The 16,945-nt window shown below is 50.3% G+C and carries 18 protein-coding genes and 1 tRNA gene; 6 read left to right on the plus strand and 13 right to left on the minus strand.

Annotated elements, in window-relative coordinates; translation table 11 throughout:
* Positions 1 to 8 precede the first annotated feature (8 nt).
* The 4 genes from V5T82_RS14935 to V5T82_RS14950 all read right to left on the minus strand — a co-directional run bounded on the left by V5T82_RS14935 (position 9) and on the right by V5T82_RS14950 (position 3,258).
* On the minus strand, positions 9 to 695 hold the full coding sequence (locus tag V5T82_RS14935; RefSeq protein WP_332896463.1) for a class I SAM-dependent methyltransferase: 687 nt from the start codon (positions 693 to 695) through the stop codon (positions 9 to 11).
* Positions 696 to 819: 124 nt separating this feature from the next.
* Positions 820 to 1,761, minus strand: coding sequence for a lysozyme family protein (locus V5T82_RS14940; RefSeq protein WP_332896464.1), 942 nt, complete (start codon positions 1,759 to 1,761; stop codon positions 820 to 822).
* A gap of 50 nt (positions 1,762 to 1,811) precedes the next feature.
* Positions 1,812 to 2,357 (minus strand): GNAT family N-acetyltransferase, encoded by a 546-nt coding sequence (locus V5T82_RS14945; protein ID WP_332896465.1) that lies wholly within the window; start codon positions 2,355 to 2,357, stop codon positions 1,812 to 1,814.
* Positions 2,358 to 2,364: 7 nt separating this feature from the next.
* Positions 2,365 to 3,258, minus strand: coding sequence for an N-formylglutamate amidohydrolase (locus tag V5T82_RS14950; RefSeq protein ID WP_332896466.1), 894 nt, complete (start codon positions 3,256 to 3,258; stop codon positions 2,365 to 2,367).
* Between the two features lie 213 nt (positions 3,259 to 3,471).
* Here V5T82_RS14950 and V5T82_RS14955 point away from each other — a divergent pair.
* Positions 3,472 to 3,546, plus strand: a tRNA-Val gene (locus V5T82_RS14955).
* Between the two features lie 132 nt (positions 3,547 to 3,678).
* Here V5T82_RS14955 and V5T82_RS14960 read toward each other — a convergent pair.
* The 8 genes from V5T82_RS14960 to V5T82_RS14995 all read right to left on the minus strand — a co-directional run bounded on the left by V5T82_RS14960 (position 3,679) and on the right by V5T82_RS14995 (position 10,442).
* The gene (locus tag V5T82_RS14960) at positions 3,679 to 4,713 is read right to left on the minus strand and encodes a hypothetical protein (RefSeq protein ID WP_332896467.1); all 1,035 of its coding nucleotides are present in this window, start codon (positions 4,711 to 4,713) and stop codon (positions 3,679 to 3,681) included.
* Positions 4,692 to 5,441, minus strand: coding sequence for a hypothetical protein (locus V5T82_RS14965; protein ID WP_332896468.1), 750 nt, complete (start codon positions 5,439 to 5,441; stop codon positions 4,692 to 4,694). The genes V5T82_RS14960 and V5T82_RS14965 overlap by 22 nt, the downstream gene beginning before the upstream one ends.
* Before the next feature lie 91 nt (positions 5,442 to 5,532).
* Positions 5,533 to 5,811 (minus strand): hypothetical protein, encoded by a 279-nt coding sequence (locus V5T82_RS14970; protein ID WP_332896469.1) that lies wholly within the window; start codon positions 5,809 to 5,811, stop codon positions 5,533 to 5,535.
* A 273-nt stretch (positions 5,812 to 6,084) separates the two neighbouring features.
* Complete coding sequence (locus V5T82_RS14975) at positions 6,085 to 6,330, minus strand: hypothetical protein (RefSeq protein WP_332896470.1); 246 nt, start codon at positions 6,328 to 6,330, stop codon at positions 6,085 to 6,087.
* 120 nt (positions 6,331 to 6,450) lie between these two features.
* Entirely contained in the window at positions 6,451 to 7,149 is a 699-nt protein-coding gene (locus V5T82_RS14980) for a metallophosphoesterase family protein (protein WP_332896471.1), read from the minus strand.
* Positions 7,146 to 7,529 (minus strand): hypothetical protein, encoded by a 384-nt coding sequence (locus tag V5T82_RS14985; RefSeq protein ID WP_332896472.1) that lies wholly within the window; start codon positions 7,527 to 7,529, stop codon positions 7,146 to 7,148. Before V5T82_RS14985 ends, V5T82_RS14980 begins: the two co-directional genes overlap by 4 nt.
* Position 7,530: 1 nt before the next feature.
* On the minus strand, positions 7,531 to 8,364 hold the full coding sequence (locus tag V5T82_RS14990) for a metallophosphoesterase (RefSeq protein ID WP_332896473.1): 834 nt from the start codon (positions 8,362 to 8,364) through the stop codon (positions 7,531 to 7,533).
* Positions 8,365 to 8,678: 314 nt separating this feature from the next.
* Entirely contained in the window at positions 8,679 to 10,442 is a 1,764-nt protein-coding gene (locus V5T82_RS14995; protein WP_332896474.1) for an AAA family ATPase, read from the minus strand.
* Between the two features lie 246 nt (positions 10,443 to 10,688).
* Here V5T82_RS14995 and V5T82_RS15000 point away from each other — a divergent pair, with 246 nt between their 5' ends.
* Positions 10,689 to 10,940, plus strand: coding sequence for a helix-turn-helix domain-containing protein (locus tag V5T82_RS15000; RefSeq protein WP_332896475.1), 252 nt, complete (start codon positions 10,689 to 10,691; stop codon positions 10,938 to 10,940).
* A 10-nt stretch (positions 10,941 to 10,950) separates the two neighbouring features.
* On the opposite strand, the gene V5T82_RS15005 is transcribed toward V5T82_RS15000, so the two are convergent.
* Positions 10,951 to 11,304, minus strand: a complete 354-nt coding sequence (locus V5T82_RS15005; RefSeq protein ID WP_332896476.1) for a helix-turn-helix domain-containing protein — start codon at positions 11,302 to 11,304, stop codon at positions 10,951 to 10,953.
* Positions 11,305 to 11,449: 145 nt separating this feature from the next.
* On the opposite strand from V5T82_RS15005, the gene V5T82_RS15010 reads away from it, so the two are divergent.
* The 4 genes from V5T82_RS15010 to V5T82_RS15025 all read left to right on the plus strand — a co-directional run bounded on the left by V5T82_RS15010 (position 11,450) and on the right by V5T82_RS15025 (position 16,597).
* Entirely contained in the window at positions 11,450 to 12,055 is a 606-nt protein-coding gene (locus tag V5T82_RS15010) for a DUF4755 domain-containing protein (protein WP_332896477.1), read from the plus strand.
* A gap of 746 nt (positions 12,056 to 12,801) precedes the next feature.
* Positions 12,802 to 13,803, plus strand: coding sequence for a site-specific integrase (locus V5T82_RS15015; RefSeq protein WP_332896478.1), 1,002 nt, complete (start codon positions 12,802 to 12,804; stop codon positions 13,801 to 13,803).
* Between the two features lie 121 nt (positions 13,804 to 13,924).
* Positions 13,925 to 14,899: a trypsin-like serine peptidase gene (locus tag V5T82_RS15020; RefSeq protein ID WP_332896479.1), complete on the plus strand. Its 975-nt coding sequence runs from the start codon at positions 13,925 to 13,927 to the stop codon at positions 14,897 to 14,899.
* 144 nt (positions 14,900 to 15,043) lie between these two features.
* The gene (locus tag V5T82_RS15025) at positions 15,044 to 16,597 is read left to right on the plus strand and encodes a caspase family protein (protein ID WP_332896480.1); all 1,554 of its coding nucleotides are present in this window, start codon (positions 15,044 to 15,046) and stop codon (positions 16,595 to 16,597) included.
* Positions 16,598 to 16,945: the final 348 nt, after the last annotated feature.

Raw genomic sequence — 16,945 nt, forward strand, 5'->3', positions numbered from 1 at the left:
TGGTGCGATCACGCTTTGGTGAACAAGTTGACGCGCATGGGCTGATCGAAGGTCGAGCCCTTGTCCGTCGGCTCACCTAAACGTTCGAAATTACTGCGCAGTTGAGCATCAAAATCTTGAACAGCTTGTTCGTGTTCGGGATTGATGCGCAGCATGCGTTCGACGAAGCTGTCGTAATCTTTGTGAAAGGCGGGATGAATGTAAGTGAATTCATCGTCTTGGCTCAGCGCAAAGGTTTCCGACTTTTGCAGAGTCTCATAGGCTTTTGCGCGCACCACGGTTTCATCGTGGACAGGTTGCATCAGTTCAAAGTGCGGGCCGTCGGCGACAGGCTCGCAGACATAGAGCTTGCCGGACGATTTCAGCACCCGCGCAGCCTCGCTCAAAGCTTGGTCCATGCTGTCCATGGGCACGTGGTGAAGCGAGTTAAAAAACACTACAATGTCGATGGAGCCGTCCGAAAACGGCAAGTCTTCGGCACGCCCGTCATGAAACACTTCATCGCCCACGGGTTTTTCTGCGTGCGCTTTTTCCAGCATTTCTGAACTGCATTCGACACCAATGACTTTGGCGCCATGACGCGTCATCAAACGCACCAAATGGCCTTCACCACAACCGATGTCGATGATTTTCTGACCTTGAAGTTCAAGGGTTGCGGTCAAAGCTTCAGAGTTTGAACGGCGGTGAGCGGTCATGGGGAGTTGGTCCGTAGGGATAAAGATGTCTGGAAAATATGGGGCCTAGATGCCCGAGCGCAATAGGCCATAGGTAGGAGGCGAAATATTTAGCGAGGATGTGAGCCAAAAGCAACGTAGATCGTCAATTGACACCGTTTTTCGCGTGGCGCAAACGCCAGGAGGCCAATTGCTCTTGGCGGCGCTGGGCAAACAGCTCTTCGCGGCTTTGCCCCTGAGGCTGCATCAGGTGCGCGCCGGGTTTCAAAGCGTTAAGACGGTTGGCGATTTCTTGGCCCGGGCGCATGCCATTGCGGCGGATTTTGAACGAGCGGTTGATGCGCTTGCTGGCGTCAAGCTGAGGTTTGCCAGACGCCGTGACGATGCTGTCCAGCGTGCCGGGTTCGGGTGCACGAACAGGTGCAGGTTCAACGGTTTTAGGTTCGGCGATGGCGGTGCGAAATTCTGCCGATGTGGTTTTGTGCCACAGGGCCGTGACCTTTTTGATGTATTTTTGATTGAGTTCCGGCGTGAACGAATGGTAATCCCCTGCGGCCTGCATCCAAGAATGAGATAGCGCCTTGCGCTCGCTGAGGAACTTGGCCGCGTAGGCGGCGTTTTTGCGGGCGTCAAAGGCTTGTTCGACACTGCCGAACGCCTTGGGGTGATATTTCAGGTTGATCTGCATACAGCCGACATCAATGTTTTCGACTCCGTCGGCCTGCAATGATTTCACGAACGCAATAGCGTCCAAGCGATTGGGCAGAAAATACCCCTTGCCCCCGGTCGTAACCGTCCACGGCCAGGCAATATTTTCCCCCTGTCCGGTGGTTGGGTTTTTCATCCAACGGCCACTTTCCGCTAAGGAAATGGCGTGCAGCAGACCTGTTGGAATATCTTGCTTGCGCTCTTGGCTTTGCACCACGATAGAACATGTTTTACTGTATTTATCAAAGGTCTGCGGGGCATCCGTCAAAGGTGCGGAAAAGGCCTGATCCGCCAACAGCAAGACCATGCCAGCAACCAAACCGGCCTGAATGGGGCGGTTCAGCGCGAACGAAAAGAGGGGTGTAGCTTTGATCATCATACCCAAAATACTGCAATGGGCATGCCAGCTTCAGGCAACCTTTGAGGGGCCTATTCGGTGGGGCCGCTGTTGTCGGGCAGGGTGTCGCTGCCAAAGCCCAAGGGGCGCTGCATGATAATGGTGTCAACCCAGTCGCCGAACTTGAAGCCGGTGGATTTTAAGTGTCCGACTTCTTCAAAGCCTTGGCGTTTGTGCAGGTTGATGGATGCGAGATTATCTGCGCCACCAATCACCGCGACCATTTGGCGATAGCCCAACTGGGTGCAGCGCTCGATCAAGCCGCTCAACAAGGCCGAGCCAATGCCTTTGCCGGTGGCGGCAGGATCGACATAGATGGAATCTTCCACCGTATGGCGATAGGCCGAACGGGGGCGGAAGCTTCCGGCATAGGCAAAGCCGTGAACTGTGCCGTTCCATTCCGCCACAATGTAGGGCGCGCCGGCGTTGATGATTTTTTGGCGGCGTTCCGTAATCTCTTCGACGCTGGGGGCCATTTCTTCGAAGCTGGCTTTACCGGTTTCAACGTGGTGGGCATAAATGCGGTGAACGGCTTTGGCGTCTTCGGGTCGGGCGTTGCGGATGGTGATGTTGCTCATCTGGGCCTCACCGGGTCAACGTTGCAGGGTCAACGCTACACAGAGCTTCGACCATATGGGTGAGGTTGTCGGCCAGTTGTTCGAAGCCCTGGCTGCGCGAAATGGTGAGTTCGTCCATATACAAGGCCCGATTGACCTCGATTTGCAATGTGTGGTGGTTGTCTACGGGACGGCCATAGTGGCGCGTGGTGTAGCCCCCGGCATACGGTGTGTTCAACACCACCCGATAGCCCATATCGCGCAGGACTTGATGGGCCAAGCTGGTGACGCGCGGGCTGCACGACACGCCGTTGGCGTCGCCCAGCACCATGTCGACGCGGTTGTTGCCGTGGTCGCGATCCATCGGCCCGCCAATGGACGGCATGGAATGACAGTCGATCAACAAATAGGTGCCAAACTTCTCATAGGTGCGGTCCAGCAAACCTTGCAAGGCTGTGTGGTAGGGCTTGTAGCAATGCTCAACCCGGCTTTGAGCCTCGGCAAAGGGGATCTTGTTTTTGTAAATTTCCGTCCCGTCCGTCACCACTTTCGCAACCGTGCCCAGCCCGGCGTAGACGCGGGGGCTTGAGGTGTTGATGTAGTTGGGCAGTTCTCCATCGAACATGGCGGGGTCCAGTTCCCACGGTTCGCGGTTTGGGTCTGCATAGGCACGCGGAAAATGGGCACGCAGCAAAGGCGCGCCAAAGTTCGGGGCTTTTTCGTAAAGCTCATCCACAAACGCGTCTTCAGAGCGGCGCAGAGACACCGGGTCCAACTGGCTAGCCGCGACAAAGGAGGCAGGGTAGTCTCGGCCGCTATGGGGCGAGGCGAACACCACCGGGCAGGTCTGGGCTGCCGGTTCGATGATGTCAAAAGGCGTTTCGACCTCTTTTTCCATCAATTGGGCGCTGTTGGGTACCATGAAAGTCCAAAACGTAGCGTTTGCGAGGGTGGGAGCGAGGCTCCAATCGTTTGTTTTATTGGTGTTACAGGCTGCTTTACCCCGTGGCAATGCTAAATTGAGCGAAGATTTCACAAACGCGTCATAAAGTCGGGATTTGGGGGTTGCCAAGCGGCCATGTTCGGTTTAAAAACCCGCGTCCGCCGCACTTTGCGGTGCTACCGATTAATAATCGGGCGCGTAGCTCAGCGGGAGAGCACCTCGTTGACATCGAGGGGGTCACTGGTTCAATCCCAGTCGTGCCCACCATGAAAACCCCTAGGGAAACCTAGGGGTTTTCTTTTTGCGCTTATGTCTGGGTAGCTATTGGGTAGCAAAATAATCTGAAAAACGCGCAGCAAAGGCACACCAGATAACCATTTGGGGTACGGGCGCGATGATTTACGGTTCCCAAAAGTCAGCTTCTTCCTCAAAGTCTCTATTTGGGTCGTCTAGAGGCCGGAGTGTCATCTTCACTGTGCTGATTGGTCCCTCAGGCCATTCGGGGATATCTCCTTCGGGGATATGGTCTCCCCCACCTCCGCCATCGCTGGAAAGATGCTGGGCAGTGTCAGGTATGAAGCCAACAAAGTTATCATTCCCTCGTAGGATCTTGGGCTTCGATTTTAGGATTGCTTTTTTGGCTGTTACTCTTAAAAGTTCATCTACCGTAAATGACCAATCGTCTGAACCATGAATGATAGCCTTACGAGCATAACTGCTATCACCTACTGCCATTCCAGCTAAATAGGCAGAGAGATCAACCTGAGAAACAAATTGATGGTTGGTTTTGACTGGCAACCAATGCCACCAGCCTTTTGAGGCCGATTTTAGTTCGATGCCACCGTATTCGGCTGTAAGTCTGGGATTTCCGGCTATAGGGGTTCCTGCCAAGTCACGTGCCCTAGGGTCGTAACCACTATCAACGAATGTGAAACTCGGCAACCATGCAAGTAGCTCATGTTGAATCCATTCATTTCTATACGGCTTAAGTTTGCCGCGCTTAAGCATTTTGGCTTGGACGAGCACTGCTCGCCGTTCACGTTGCCGGGCATGAGTGTCCACATAATCTATCACTATGAGGAGGTCTGCGAGTTCGCACCGGCCATCAGGGGGCGGCGGACTAGGCGCAAATGGTGATGGGACTCGCTTGAACGACACATGCGGCCTAGAGTGACAGAAGACTGATGTGAGATTAATACGATAGCCATGCGCCTTGAGTGTAGGCGACCAAGCAGCGGCAATTTCATCGAAACCATCCAGTGTCATGGTACGCACTGCACTGACCTCACCTTTTGGTGCAGAAGATCGAGCACCTCCAGAAGTAAGTACCTTGTTGATTGTGGAAGCTGCTGTTGTTGCCAAGGGGAAAAACAAAGAAGAAGGAAGCACAATATCTCCAGAAATTATCTCAATTAATTTGGGAATGGCCGACAAAGTCTGTCGATCATTTCTTCTGTCCTGTCGCATACGACAAGTTGATCATCAAGCACACGAAGGTAGTGGTGGCTTTTGCGGACAGCATCAGCATTATCCTTGTCGATATGCCGCTCGACCTGCTCTTTCAATCGATGGATTATTCCCCTGACAACGTCCACTTGCATTTTCTCTTTGTTTGGGTCGAACTGGACACCAAAACCACCGATTGCGAATGAGTGATTCAGCCTCTCGAAAGGGAAGATTGCGTACAGTTCGCCGTCGTTCTTCACCTGACTATCAAAGATCTTCTTCACACAATCGTCGCTTTGTGAGTTTACGTAAGCAACTACCGAAGAGTCGATTTCGATGAAGGGGGTGCCTCGATCATCAGCATTTTGTTGAAAGACAGCCACATGCTTCTCACGCGAGGCGGCAGTATTTAAACCAGTGCCAATTTGGTGATCGTTGGTATGGAGGATTTTGCCACGGGTGATATAGCCCCGAATCATCAATCCCTTGGTGAGAAGTGCTAAACAGGCTGTAGCACAATGAGCAAGCAGGTTAATGACACCGGCAGATGAAATTTCCGCTGATATGATGGCACAATCGGATGCTTGAGTTACTCGAAAATCAATATTGTGTTGCTGCCGCGGTGCCTCTGGGCATGTCGTCGGTCCATACCTTTCAAAATGGGCCTGATCGTCCGATGTGCCTAAGGTGTCCACGGCTTCCTGAAGCTCAGACATAGACGGCCCATTACCAGTCTCTGACCTCTCAACATGTGACTGGAAGCCAACGATATCTAGGTATGCAATGAATTTGTCCTTAGACGTTTCATCAGCCATTCAATACAAACACCGGAATAGTTGGGTTAAACCAGTGTGGCGAATTTTCCCATTCGTCGAGTAAATAACGGGCTAGGGAATCCTGATCATCAAAGGTCAGAGCTTGGCCTAATTGATCACCGAGTTCCGCTAGTGCTTCGTTACGATCCTTTGCTACAGCAAACAAGACCTTTCCCGGCTCAACCTGAAGACTATAATTTGGCATAGCACTCACTTGACTAGATTTACGATGAGTGGATTTCATTTCGCAGCAAACAACCAAGAATGGCATGATTCTGTAACTATGCGCAATCCGTGAACATCGAAAAAATAAAGCTGCAATGTATCGTTTTAATCTGGCATGCAAAAGAAAGCCCCCAACCAGTTGGTGGGGGCTTTAGCGTATTGAGGTTCTAGTCCAGAGTGATTTTATTGTCGCTAGGCAAGTCATTTTGCCACCAAATGACTAAACCAATGGTAACTGTGTACGACAACAACGGCGGGACCAGCAAGGTAGTAGGCTGCTTCGAGAAAGTTAAAGAAGGTGATGTTCATGGTACGTCTCCTAGTCTGTACCGCCACCTCCCTTGACCTGTTTCAGGGCTTCCCGGATGGGACGGTTTTTAAATCCACGTTTGCTCAGATGTTGAGCGGTTCGTTCTTCAATTTGCTCTATGAGAGCTATGTCTTCGATTTCCGGCATTATCTCGATCACCGACCGTCCGTATGCGAAGACGACTTGATCGCGTGATGGAATGCCCATCTCTTTGGCTTTGGCCCGTTGGCGGCGCTTGCGTTCTGCCGCAGTCATGGGCTTTGTGCCTATTGATTTTCGTCCTGCAGTCATCTTGTCCTCTCCTGAGTTGATAAAAATACTATACGTGACATTGTCACGATAAGCAAGAAAAAAGTGACCGTGTCACGAAAAAAGTTACGACAAGCCGTGATTGGATTTAAATTGATCTGCGTTCAGGCGATAAAGGCCGCGCAGCCCAACACCACGCACTTGGATGCCTCCAGACAAGGTGTCCTCGTAATCGAAGTGATGATGGCCATGCACGATGTGTTTCGCGTACAGACACCCCGCCAAAGTGCCGATTGCACGAGATCCATATTTGTGGCTTTCAGGCGCTTCGTGCGTGACGAGAATATCGGCCTGTTTTCCAAGAAGGTTCGCATACTCTGACGGAAAAATGCTTGAGCGGTGACGTAACGGCAATCCACCACGCCACAGGTGATGTTTGGGGAGTGTCGAGACCATCTCATCACCTGAAAAATACCATACACCTTGATTGGGATTGTCTGGGTCCCACACCTTGCCCCGAAAGACCCCGCCTAGCCCTGCGATCTTAATGTCACAGATTTCCAACACGCGGCCATGGGCGTTTATGTCTGCCAATCCGGAATGAAACAGGTTGTCATGTGCACCCGGTTGATCCGTGTCATGGTTGCCGGGAATCCAGTGCACCGGAATGCCACGGTCCAAAATGGGTGCGAGCTCTTCGTCCAAAGGTTTGTGTGCTTCCATATCCCCCAACAGGACAATTGCACCCGGCGGCTTTCGTGCGACGGTGTCGATGAGCGGTTGGAATTTTGAATGGGGATCACCGTAAAAAAGGATATCTGTCATTTCTCCGTCCTCCGGTCTGTTTTGTTATTGTTTTGGCGTCGGGCAATCGTCTTGAGAACGGACTTGATTTCCAAAAGCCGATGAAAACCCGGCGCAGGATATTTGGAAAGTGCCAGTTCCTGTGCCGCAGCAATCCACCAATCCAAATTGTCGACTGTGAGCCAATGAGAGAGGCTGGCTTTTGCTTGCTGCAGAAAACCCGGTACATGCGCCGTATAAAGTTCAGCGCCGTCGTAAGGGCCGACCTGACCGGGTTTGCCTTCATCTATATGTGGTGGGGACATTGCGTCAGCCCAAGCAGCATCCACAGCACGATCAACGTCAGACTTCGTCTCGGGCTTTGTGCCTTGCGTATAATGTTCAAGTGCGTCCTGTGTCATCTCACACCTCCACCAGCATCAATGGGTCAAAGTGATCGTTGGGCTCGTAGCCCTCGTATCCACGGGGATTACAGACAACACGCGTGCCGCCAACTTCATAATCAAATGACACATGCGTGTGTCCATGAACCCAAAGTGAAATCTCATGTTCCGTCAGCATCTCAGTCAGATCTGAAGCGTACGCAGGTGTCACGGCATCACTTCTGTAGCGTCCCGGGACACTATTCGGATGTGGACTGTGATGCGTCATCACGATCGTTGTTCCGTCAAATGGCTTTGACAATTCGTCGTTCAGCCATATGCGACTTAGAAAATGCCGCTTTTGGGCGTGATCAGGTCTGAACTTCGTGTAAATGCCTGCTTTGCCACCGACGTCTTCGGTAATTTTACGAAAGTCGTTCATCATGTCGCTGGCGGCAGCCTTTGCCTGTGCAGGGTTTCCATAAAGAGCGAAGTCAGTCCAAAGCGTCGTGCCCAACACGCGCAGTTTGCGGTCGTGCACTTCTAACTCAACGGCATCTTTTTCCAGATAATCAACCCGTCGGGATTTTTGACACGTTGACCGGAAGGCTTTGATCGTCTTTTCGATTTTGTGCGAATAGAATTCATGATTGCCAGCGACCCAAGCCACACGCACGTTGAGGCGTTCAGCCCATTCACAGATCCAAGTTGCTGTTTTGGGGCCAGCCCAAGTATCGCCAGCGAGCAGAACAAGATCGATCTCGTTCAGTGTCGATGTAAATTTGGGGCCAACGGGAGATTGTGTCCGCTCAAATTCGAGATGCAGATCGGACACCACAAGGATTTTGATGGTTTTCGATTTGAATGTAGACATGACAGACCTCTCAGTGAGCAGACCGTCATGCTTTTAGGTCATGAGTAGCGACTGCTCAGAAAAAATAAAACGTTGGGGTTACGAGCTGATATCCGCTCGACTTTGGGTCGGGCCGGTATTCGACCATCGTGATAATCAGTCGTCGGCATGATCAATTCTCCTTCTAGGAACCAATGTCGTTGTTTAATGTTGATGTCATTGCTTCTCGCCACGCGGTCTCAAATGCCTAATCGACTTCAGGTTTATCAACTGAAGGCATGTGGCGCTCTGGACGGCGCAAGCGCATAGTCGACCTCTGCCAACACGTCATCAATTTAATTGGGTTGTTCACGCTGCATGCGTTCTCGTCGCCCCAAAAGTTTTTGGACCATACGAATGACGGTGCGAACGTTTCCATACTTAGCAAAGATGCCTTCCAAAAACATCACCTCAGCTTCACTGAGATCAGGGATGAACCTATGATCAACACCGACTTCATCTGCAAAATCAGACCTAACCCCACCGATGATGGCGCGAAGATGTTCGGCTTCGGGTTTCGGCGTTTCGATCACGCGAAAGCGGTTCAGGAACGGCAGCGGCAAATGCGCAATGTCGTTGGCCGTGGCGACGAAATTGACGTAGGACAAATTGACGCCTGCCATCAGACATTCGTCAAAGTATCCGGCTGCATTCTCCCGTTCCGTCATCATCAGCAATGTGGCGACCGGGTCGCCGTTGCGGCCATCGGCCTTGGTTTTATCTACTTCGTCAAAGACAAGAATGGGATTAGCGACTTTTGTCTCTGCGATTTTGTTGACGGGATAGCTTGGATTGGCAGACGACCAACCAAAACCTGTCCCCCTCAACATCCGGTCGTCAGCCGCACCGGAAAGACTAAGCATGTCGGACGGGATGCCAAGAACCTTAGCCAGTCTTTGGACGAAACGTGTCTTACCTGTTCCCGGCGCGCCATGGATGAGCAAGGGCGGCAGACTGTATTCCCGCTGGCCGTACGATTGGCGAAGCACAAGGTCTTTACAGATGAGATCAATTGGTTGCTCCATCCAAGGAAACTCAGCCAACAACCGGTTACGTAGTTCGTCAACGGACACTTGCGGTTCCAGCAATTTCAAGGGTTCACGCATGACTGCAAAATCTTTCAGAATACGTCGGCGCTCCCCAGACATGGCATCCGCAGAGGGCATGTTAGGTGCCAAGATCACATGGCCGTCCGGTACATATTGATCGTCGTTGGCAGGCGTCATTTCGGTTGCATCAAGGCCGTCCAGCCGTGTGTGCAGATATTCATCGAGTGTGGAAGTATCCACCTCATTCAATTCAGCCTGTGCACCAGCGCGAAATGCACGCACGAGCAACCGGGCTGCTCCACAGTCTGTGTCACGAGCGACCAGACCCGCCAAACGCGCCAGTACGGCGGAGCTCAATTTGTCATGAACAAGATACGAGAGCGCGCAGAACTGATCCGCATCGCCTGCAAGAGCTTTGTCCAAATCAGGGCTGTTATCATCACCGTCAAAAGCCCAGCCGTCACCGGCCTTTCGGTCTGCGTCGAGAATCTTGACGATCTGTTCCAAATCGTCCTCGTGCAAACTGTGTTCGAGCTCAGGAAGAATTTGGTTCGGCTCAGCACCTTCACGGAAAGCGTCACCCCACGGGTTCGCGTAAACTCGAATGACTGCCATCAGGTCATCGATGGATGGTCCGTTTAGTGTGCCAAACAGACGTACCAAAATAGCTTTGTGTGTGGCTTGTAGGTATGCGAGTTCATGTTTCGATAACTGCAGTTTTTTGTGCAGAGCGTAGGCCAGCATCAGGGCCGCGAGACGGATGTGCCTTTCCTCGACAGCGCACGACACCCAAAAAAACCAGCGGACGTGCTTGGCATCTTCGATGTTGGCTCGTGCGTATTCCCCACCGGCTTCTTTGAGAGCATCCTTCAAACGCCCCGTCGGCATGGATCGCACATGGGTTTGGGTTGCGGGTTCTGCGAACAGTCGAATGATCTCAATGCAGTCATCATCCGACATTGTTTCGAGCGCCAGCGCTACGGCTGACGCGATTTCGTTGGGTGTCATCATGTCTCACACTCCACTTAGCCTTCACAAACGCGAACACCCGCTGGAAGCGGGGGCGGACGTCATATGCGAAGGGTACGGAACGTGATCATGAATGAAGTGTGCCTGTGCCAGATTTTCGGAGGGGCTCAAAACGGCGCCATTTTGGATATAGAAAACGGCGTAGTTTTGAAACTGTTGGAACCATCATAAAGGAACTAATTAAATCTTTCAAGAGATAATTAGTTCCTTTATGGTGGGGTGCTCAACGTGACTGGAGAATATCGTATGCTCACCGCCCCCCAAATCCGCGCCGCCCGAGCGCTTCTGGACTGGACGCAGCATGAACTCGCTGAACGATCATCTGTGTCCATATCTGTCGTGAAAAGAATGGAAGTCGAGGGGCACGACCCGCGCACCAGCACTGTGCAGGCAATTCAGTCCGCACTGGAAAAAGGTGGTGTCGTCTTTGTTCCATCAGACGATCATGCAGGCGAAGGCGTGCGCATGAAGACGCCATAAAACGAAGCAACTATTTGCTTTTTTTCGAGGCTTTCGTCTTGCACGTTTTGGCGATTGCATCCACGGCAGGTGCAACAAGCTCCAAAGCTTCTATGGGCATAGCCGAAATTGCCGAATTGATTTTGTCGATCTGCTTTTGCTTCGACTTCGGGGCTTTGTATTCCTCATACCCGAGCAGGATGTTTGGCGAGGTTTTCAGCACACCGCATATGCGCAACAGAGTCTGGTAGTCCGGCTCACGGATATTGTTGACGTAATTGCTATAGCGCGTTTGGGATAGCTCAAGACGTCGCGCGACTTCCGCATCTGAAAGCCCCAAGTCCTGCGCCCTAGCGCGCAATCTATTACCAAAATCAACAGCCATACCCCTTTGTCGCCGGATGATGGCCTTATTTCCAGCCACTAATCGTGTTGTTAATATAACACGTAATGTGTTACACATGTTTCGCTTTCCAATGGTCAGCCTCCCCGATACAGGAACAAACGTTTAACAATATGGAGTTTGATTTATGACAATTCAGACACAGGTTTTAGCAGAGCCGACAAAGTTCAGCCTTGGCGGATTCACTCCTTTATTGCCTGCAGTTTATTTATTGCTTGTATTCTCAGTGTTGGGAATCCCGCTCATTTTGGTCATTTTGATTGCACTCAAATTCTTGGAGAAGAAGCAAATCAGGGAAGTTCAAGAAAATGGCCTGCGGGCTTTTAAGAGCTTTGTTGGCGATCAAGCAAAATACATGGATGTAACTGAGGCAATCAGCAAAAAGAAAAACAGATGCCTTTCGCCGGCCGGTCTTGCCACTGATGGCAATAACATTTTTGTTTTGGATGATGGGGTCGGAGCGAAGATTCCGTGGGACCACGTTCGCAACTGGGGCTGGACCACGAGTGATGCGCCTGTGCGGTATGGGCGAACGGGATTCGGTGGTGTTGAAGATGTCGCTGTTAATCAACAAGAGGCTGTAAAAGCAATCCAAAGCAGCGGCTTCTTCGTATCCGTCTCTGATGTGGAAAAACCTCGATGGCAGTTTATGACGAAAGATGAAGACCTTCTCAACAAATGGATGGAAATCTTTACCCAAATTGATGAAGAGGCTCAGGCGAAGACAGCATAGAAATATCCTTAGACCTCTCTTTTGATATTGACTTTTATCCTCGCGCTAGGTATATATACTTATTCGGTTTGAGTAGGCCTTTGTATTCCGTAGCCCTGCTTGTGCATTTCCTCAGGTCGATTGGGAATGCATCAAAGGCGAGCAGGGCAAGGTTGAGACCGAGCAAAGGATAACTCCAATCTAGATTGGTTCACAAAAACTGATCGACAGTACAGACACCAAGGCCGCTAAGCGTGCAGCGCTTGATGAAATCTCGGACCGTCGTGCTGAAACTGATGAGACGAAAGTGGTGCTGGTTATACCCGGCGGTGAAACGGAACGGACGTTGACTTGCATGCCACCGTATTCTTTGCACCAGCGGTAATAACTCTGTTCGGAAATGCCCAGTCGGCGACCGGGTCGTGACAAAAGACGGTACGATGGTCGTCAATTCCATCACATCAGAAAATGCCGCCCCTTCAACGCCGCTGTACAATTTCAAACTTACAGGCAATAAGCCCCACTATGTTGAATGTGAAGGAACATATTGGGACGATGGTTATGATCCGTACATGAGCACTTAAAGGCGATACAATCCGTGCTGGAAAAAGGCGGTGCCGAGTTTCTGCCGCCCTCACCTGAAATGGGGGAAGGTGTTAGATTCGCGCGCCCCCCCTTCAACAACTCAATAATTTTTTTCATATAGCCTTGTCCCTTGCCAGAGCCCGGGCCACCCTAACCAAATGGAAACTAGGAAAGGGCGCGAGATGAGCAATTTTCCAAAACAGACCAGGACCACACAAACGGAAGAAGACTACTACAAGACTTGTGAAACATTGTTTCTGCGTCACATGCGAGAGTGCCATCCTGAGAGCGAGCGCTTCGACCCTATTGCATTTGTTGAATGGCTTATTTCTTTGAAGCCAACACTCAAAGAGGCATCCTTTCGCAATTACAAGGCTTCGGTTTTGTTCGGGCTCAAGAATTTTGATGATGGGTCATCTTGTTTGGAGGAAGCAATTACAATCCTTCAACGCGAACCGCAGACAGGATGCCTGAAGGGGAAGTCGTATAAAACATCCAACAAGAAGGAAAAGAAATACCCGCCGAAGATTTTGGATCGCGTGCTGGATGAGTTGCTTCGCGATATTGGGAAATACAAATACAACCCTCAGCTAGTCTGCATTTTGATCGCTACCATTGCGGTAGGACTGCGCCCCGTTGAATGGGGAAAGACAGATATCCAGCAAAACGAAGAGACAGGGGAAAGGCTGCTCATCGTCAAAAACGCAAAGGCCACGAATGGTCGAGGAAATGGCGAAGATAGAGAAATCAACATCACCAATTTGCCGCCAGAAATCCATAAAGCCATCGAATATATTGTCGAGTTTGCAACAAACAGTGAAAACTGGGGACTGGAATATGATCGGATCTCCTGCCTACATGCCCGTCTACAAAAAAAGATTCGTCCGCGTGCAAGGACGAGCTACACGATCTATTCGGCACGCCACCAGTACATCGCAAACCTGAAACACTTAGGCGTCTTTGACGATATAGCCGATCTGGTTGGTCACAAAGGAAAACGAACGGCAACTGAACATTATGGCCGTAAGCAAGCAGGTAAACTCAAAATCAGCAAACGACTTGATTATGAGTTATCGGTCGAGACGCGACCTCGCCCGGCAATGGGAAAGGCTAGAAAATCGGGGATGGAGGATGTTTATAAAAGACAGGCCACCCGTGAAAGCCGCCTTTTTGAACCACGATAGACATTACGCCATTTCAAGATTACGCGAAGTACAACCTATCATTTTTGTCAGACTTGTCATGCTCACTTACGTGCGTTACCGTTCTTAACTTCGGTGGACAGCGCAAATAGGGGGCAGTCAAATGCATTGGGGAAGCGGTTTCAGCGCACTTTTTCTTATGGCTATAGCTTGGTCATTCTCGCCTGTTTCAGATGCACATGCGACAGACTTAAATGACGTACTCCGTGAAGACGCACCCGGTATAGGCGGCTCTCAGGCATCGGTTTCCACTCAAAATCCCGATGCTGCTTTGGCCGTGGTTGCGCAAAAATATCAAGGCGCTGTTGGCCTCGTAACGGGAATTGGCGCGAAAGGAAAACGCATCCCGATCGGCACCGCCTGGGCCGTGGGGCCGAGCCGCTTTGTAACCAACGCGCACGTTACGGAATCCGTCAAGAAAATCCTAGAGGCTGGCATTGATGTTTATGTCTTGCTGAATCGTTCGCGAACAGCAAAATTAAAAGTTATCTCTTTTTCTCAACATCCCAAATATGACGAAATACGTGTCAAAAAAACGGGGGCGAAGGCATTCGGCAACACTTACGATGTTGCGTTCATAGAGGTGGCTGGCAAAACCGACACCTATTTCCCCGTAGCCCATGAAAAGGAATTGCGTAGCATAACACCGGGATACCGCGTGGCCTATTTGGGCTTTCCAATGGAGGGTCTGGCCAACGGAAATGTAGACGTCTCGAACCCTTTGGCCACCATGCAGTCTGGCATTGTTTCATCTATGAGTGATTATTATTTTGGTGACAGTGGTTTTAAGAACAATGTCATCATTCGCCACAACCTTCCCCTTTCTGGCGGGGCGAGCGGAAGTCCACTGTTCAACGTACGTGGAGAAGTCATCGGCGTGATCTCAGCAGGGAATATGTCACGTTCTATTGAAATCGACGCCAAAACCAAGGATGTCCGGCTAGGCCGCACACCAAGCGCTGCCATGGTGAACTTTGCGCAACGCATCGATTTGGTGCATGAAATTCCGGGATTTAGGGCTCCTCAAAGTCGACCCGCCACCTCAAAAGGCGCTGGAGATAAAGGTTTCAAGTGGTAAAACACCGTACAATCCATCATTTCTATCAGTCTTCACACGTTTTTTACTAGTTGATATAGTGGCAGCAGTTTGTCTAGGTGAGATTTCACTAGAACGCTGGAGGGTGACATACGTACAATTCTTCAAAATGTGGTTCTTGGCATTGTGGCATTCGCGTTGTTGGCGCCGTTGAGTGCCATTGCTGAAACGGGCCGTGGTCTTGAAATCCGTTTAAAAGCTTCAGAGAAGAAAAACGCCCCTTATTCGGGGACTATGCAGCTTTATGGGGACTCGCACGCACTTGTCATTGGGATTGATCGGTACGTTGGAGGCTGGCCTCGCCTAAAGAATGCTGTCTCAGACGCACGTGCCGTCGCAGCTGCACTAAAAAATCAGGGGTTTAACGTAACGCTTAAGACTGATCTAAAGTCAGATGAATTGAGCAAAATATTAAAAGAATTTTTTGCCATCAAAGGTGCAGATCCAGAAGCTCGCCTGTTCTTTTGGTATGCAGGCCACGGACATACCATTAATAATGAAGGTTACTTGGTTCCTGCCGATGCCCCTGCAGATACGAGTCCTGCTTTTAAAGTTGCAGCTCTACCCATGCGAGATTTCGGATCATTAATGCGTTTATCGGAATCTAAACACGTATTATCTGTTTTTGATTCCTGTTTTTCTGGAACCATTTTCCAAGCTCGCTCAGGCGCGGCGCCAAAAGCTATTACCCAGAAAACTTCCCGACCTGTCCGGCAATTTATTACCGCAGGGGATGCCGGTCAGTATGTGCGGGACGATGGTAGTTTTCGTGAATATTTTATCCGTGCAATAACTGGGGATGAGGATTCCGATTTTAATAATGACGGCTATGTCACAGGTGAAGAACTCGGCCTGTTTTTGAACCAACAAATCACCTCCCTGACGACAGCGGCACAAACCCCGCAAGTCGGCAAACTTCATGACGTGCGTTTTAACCAAGGTGATTTTGTTTTTGCTTTGCCAGAAGAAAAAAGCTCTGCGCACCTGCAATCTGTTCCAGCGCAATTCAATCCTGAAGTTGTTTTCTGGCAATCGATCCAGAACAGTAAAACTGGTGAGGACTACTGTGCTTATCTGAGCACCTATAAGGACGGTAGTTTTGCGGCACTTGCTAAAGCACGTGCCAAACAGTTCTACGGGACTTGTTTGACCGGGGAAAAAAAACAAACGGCTTCATTATCACCGTCAATTCCTGTCGAACGTCCTCCTGCTATTCCCTCTAACTCCACCTTTCAAAGTTTAAACCAGACCATGTATACGGCGAAGAATTCACGTGTTCGTGAGACCCCTTCAGGTAAGCAGATAAGCACTTTGCTTGCAGGTAACAAAACTAAAGTTATAGGTAAAACTGAACATCGGGGAGAGGATTGGTACAAAGTCCGTTTGCAGAATGGGACTGAGGGTTTCATCTATGGGTCTTTATTGACGGAAAGCTATCAGGCCCCGCGAAGTAATGATCGTCAAGAAATCGGTCGTGTAACTGAAACTTATCCTAAATACGGGTATCTAGTCTTTAGAGATATGACAGGTCGTGCAAATGGGATGAGCAAAATTTATGCGCAGATATCAGCGGGTAATGTTGTAGAGCTTTCCATTGAAAAGCGGGTGGGTAACTTGGTGTCAGCCATTCCGAAAAAAGGGATGGATGGAATTCGCGTTGGAACGAAAATTGTAAAATAGTAGCTTGCCAAAGTCTGATAGTTCGTGAGGTTTTGCCAGAGACTAACAGTCATCAGACACAACATTGAAACGTAGAAGATGGACCCAGAAGCCATCAACAAAACTGTTGCAAAGATGCCTGAAAGTGGGGTGAGTCTATTTAAGGCCGCTTTTAAATCCATTGGCGGGAAGCACAGTGATCATCGAGAATTGCACCGTAAATAAGGGGATGATCAACGCGCTCACTGCTCCCCCTCTGGCTCCGATGATTGTTGTTGGATACAAACCAGAAACCACTTTATACAATGAGCGTCATCTTCCTCCTGCTATTTATGATAGGTTGTATTATCTTTTATGTTCCGTATTGTA

It is taken from the genome of Magnetovibrio sp. PR-2 (assembly GCF_036689815.1).
GTDB lineage: Bacteria > Pseudomonadota > Alphaproteobacteria > Rhodospirillales > Magnetovibrionaceae > Magnetovibrio.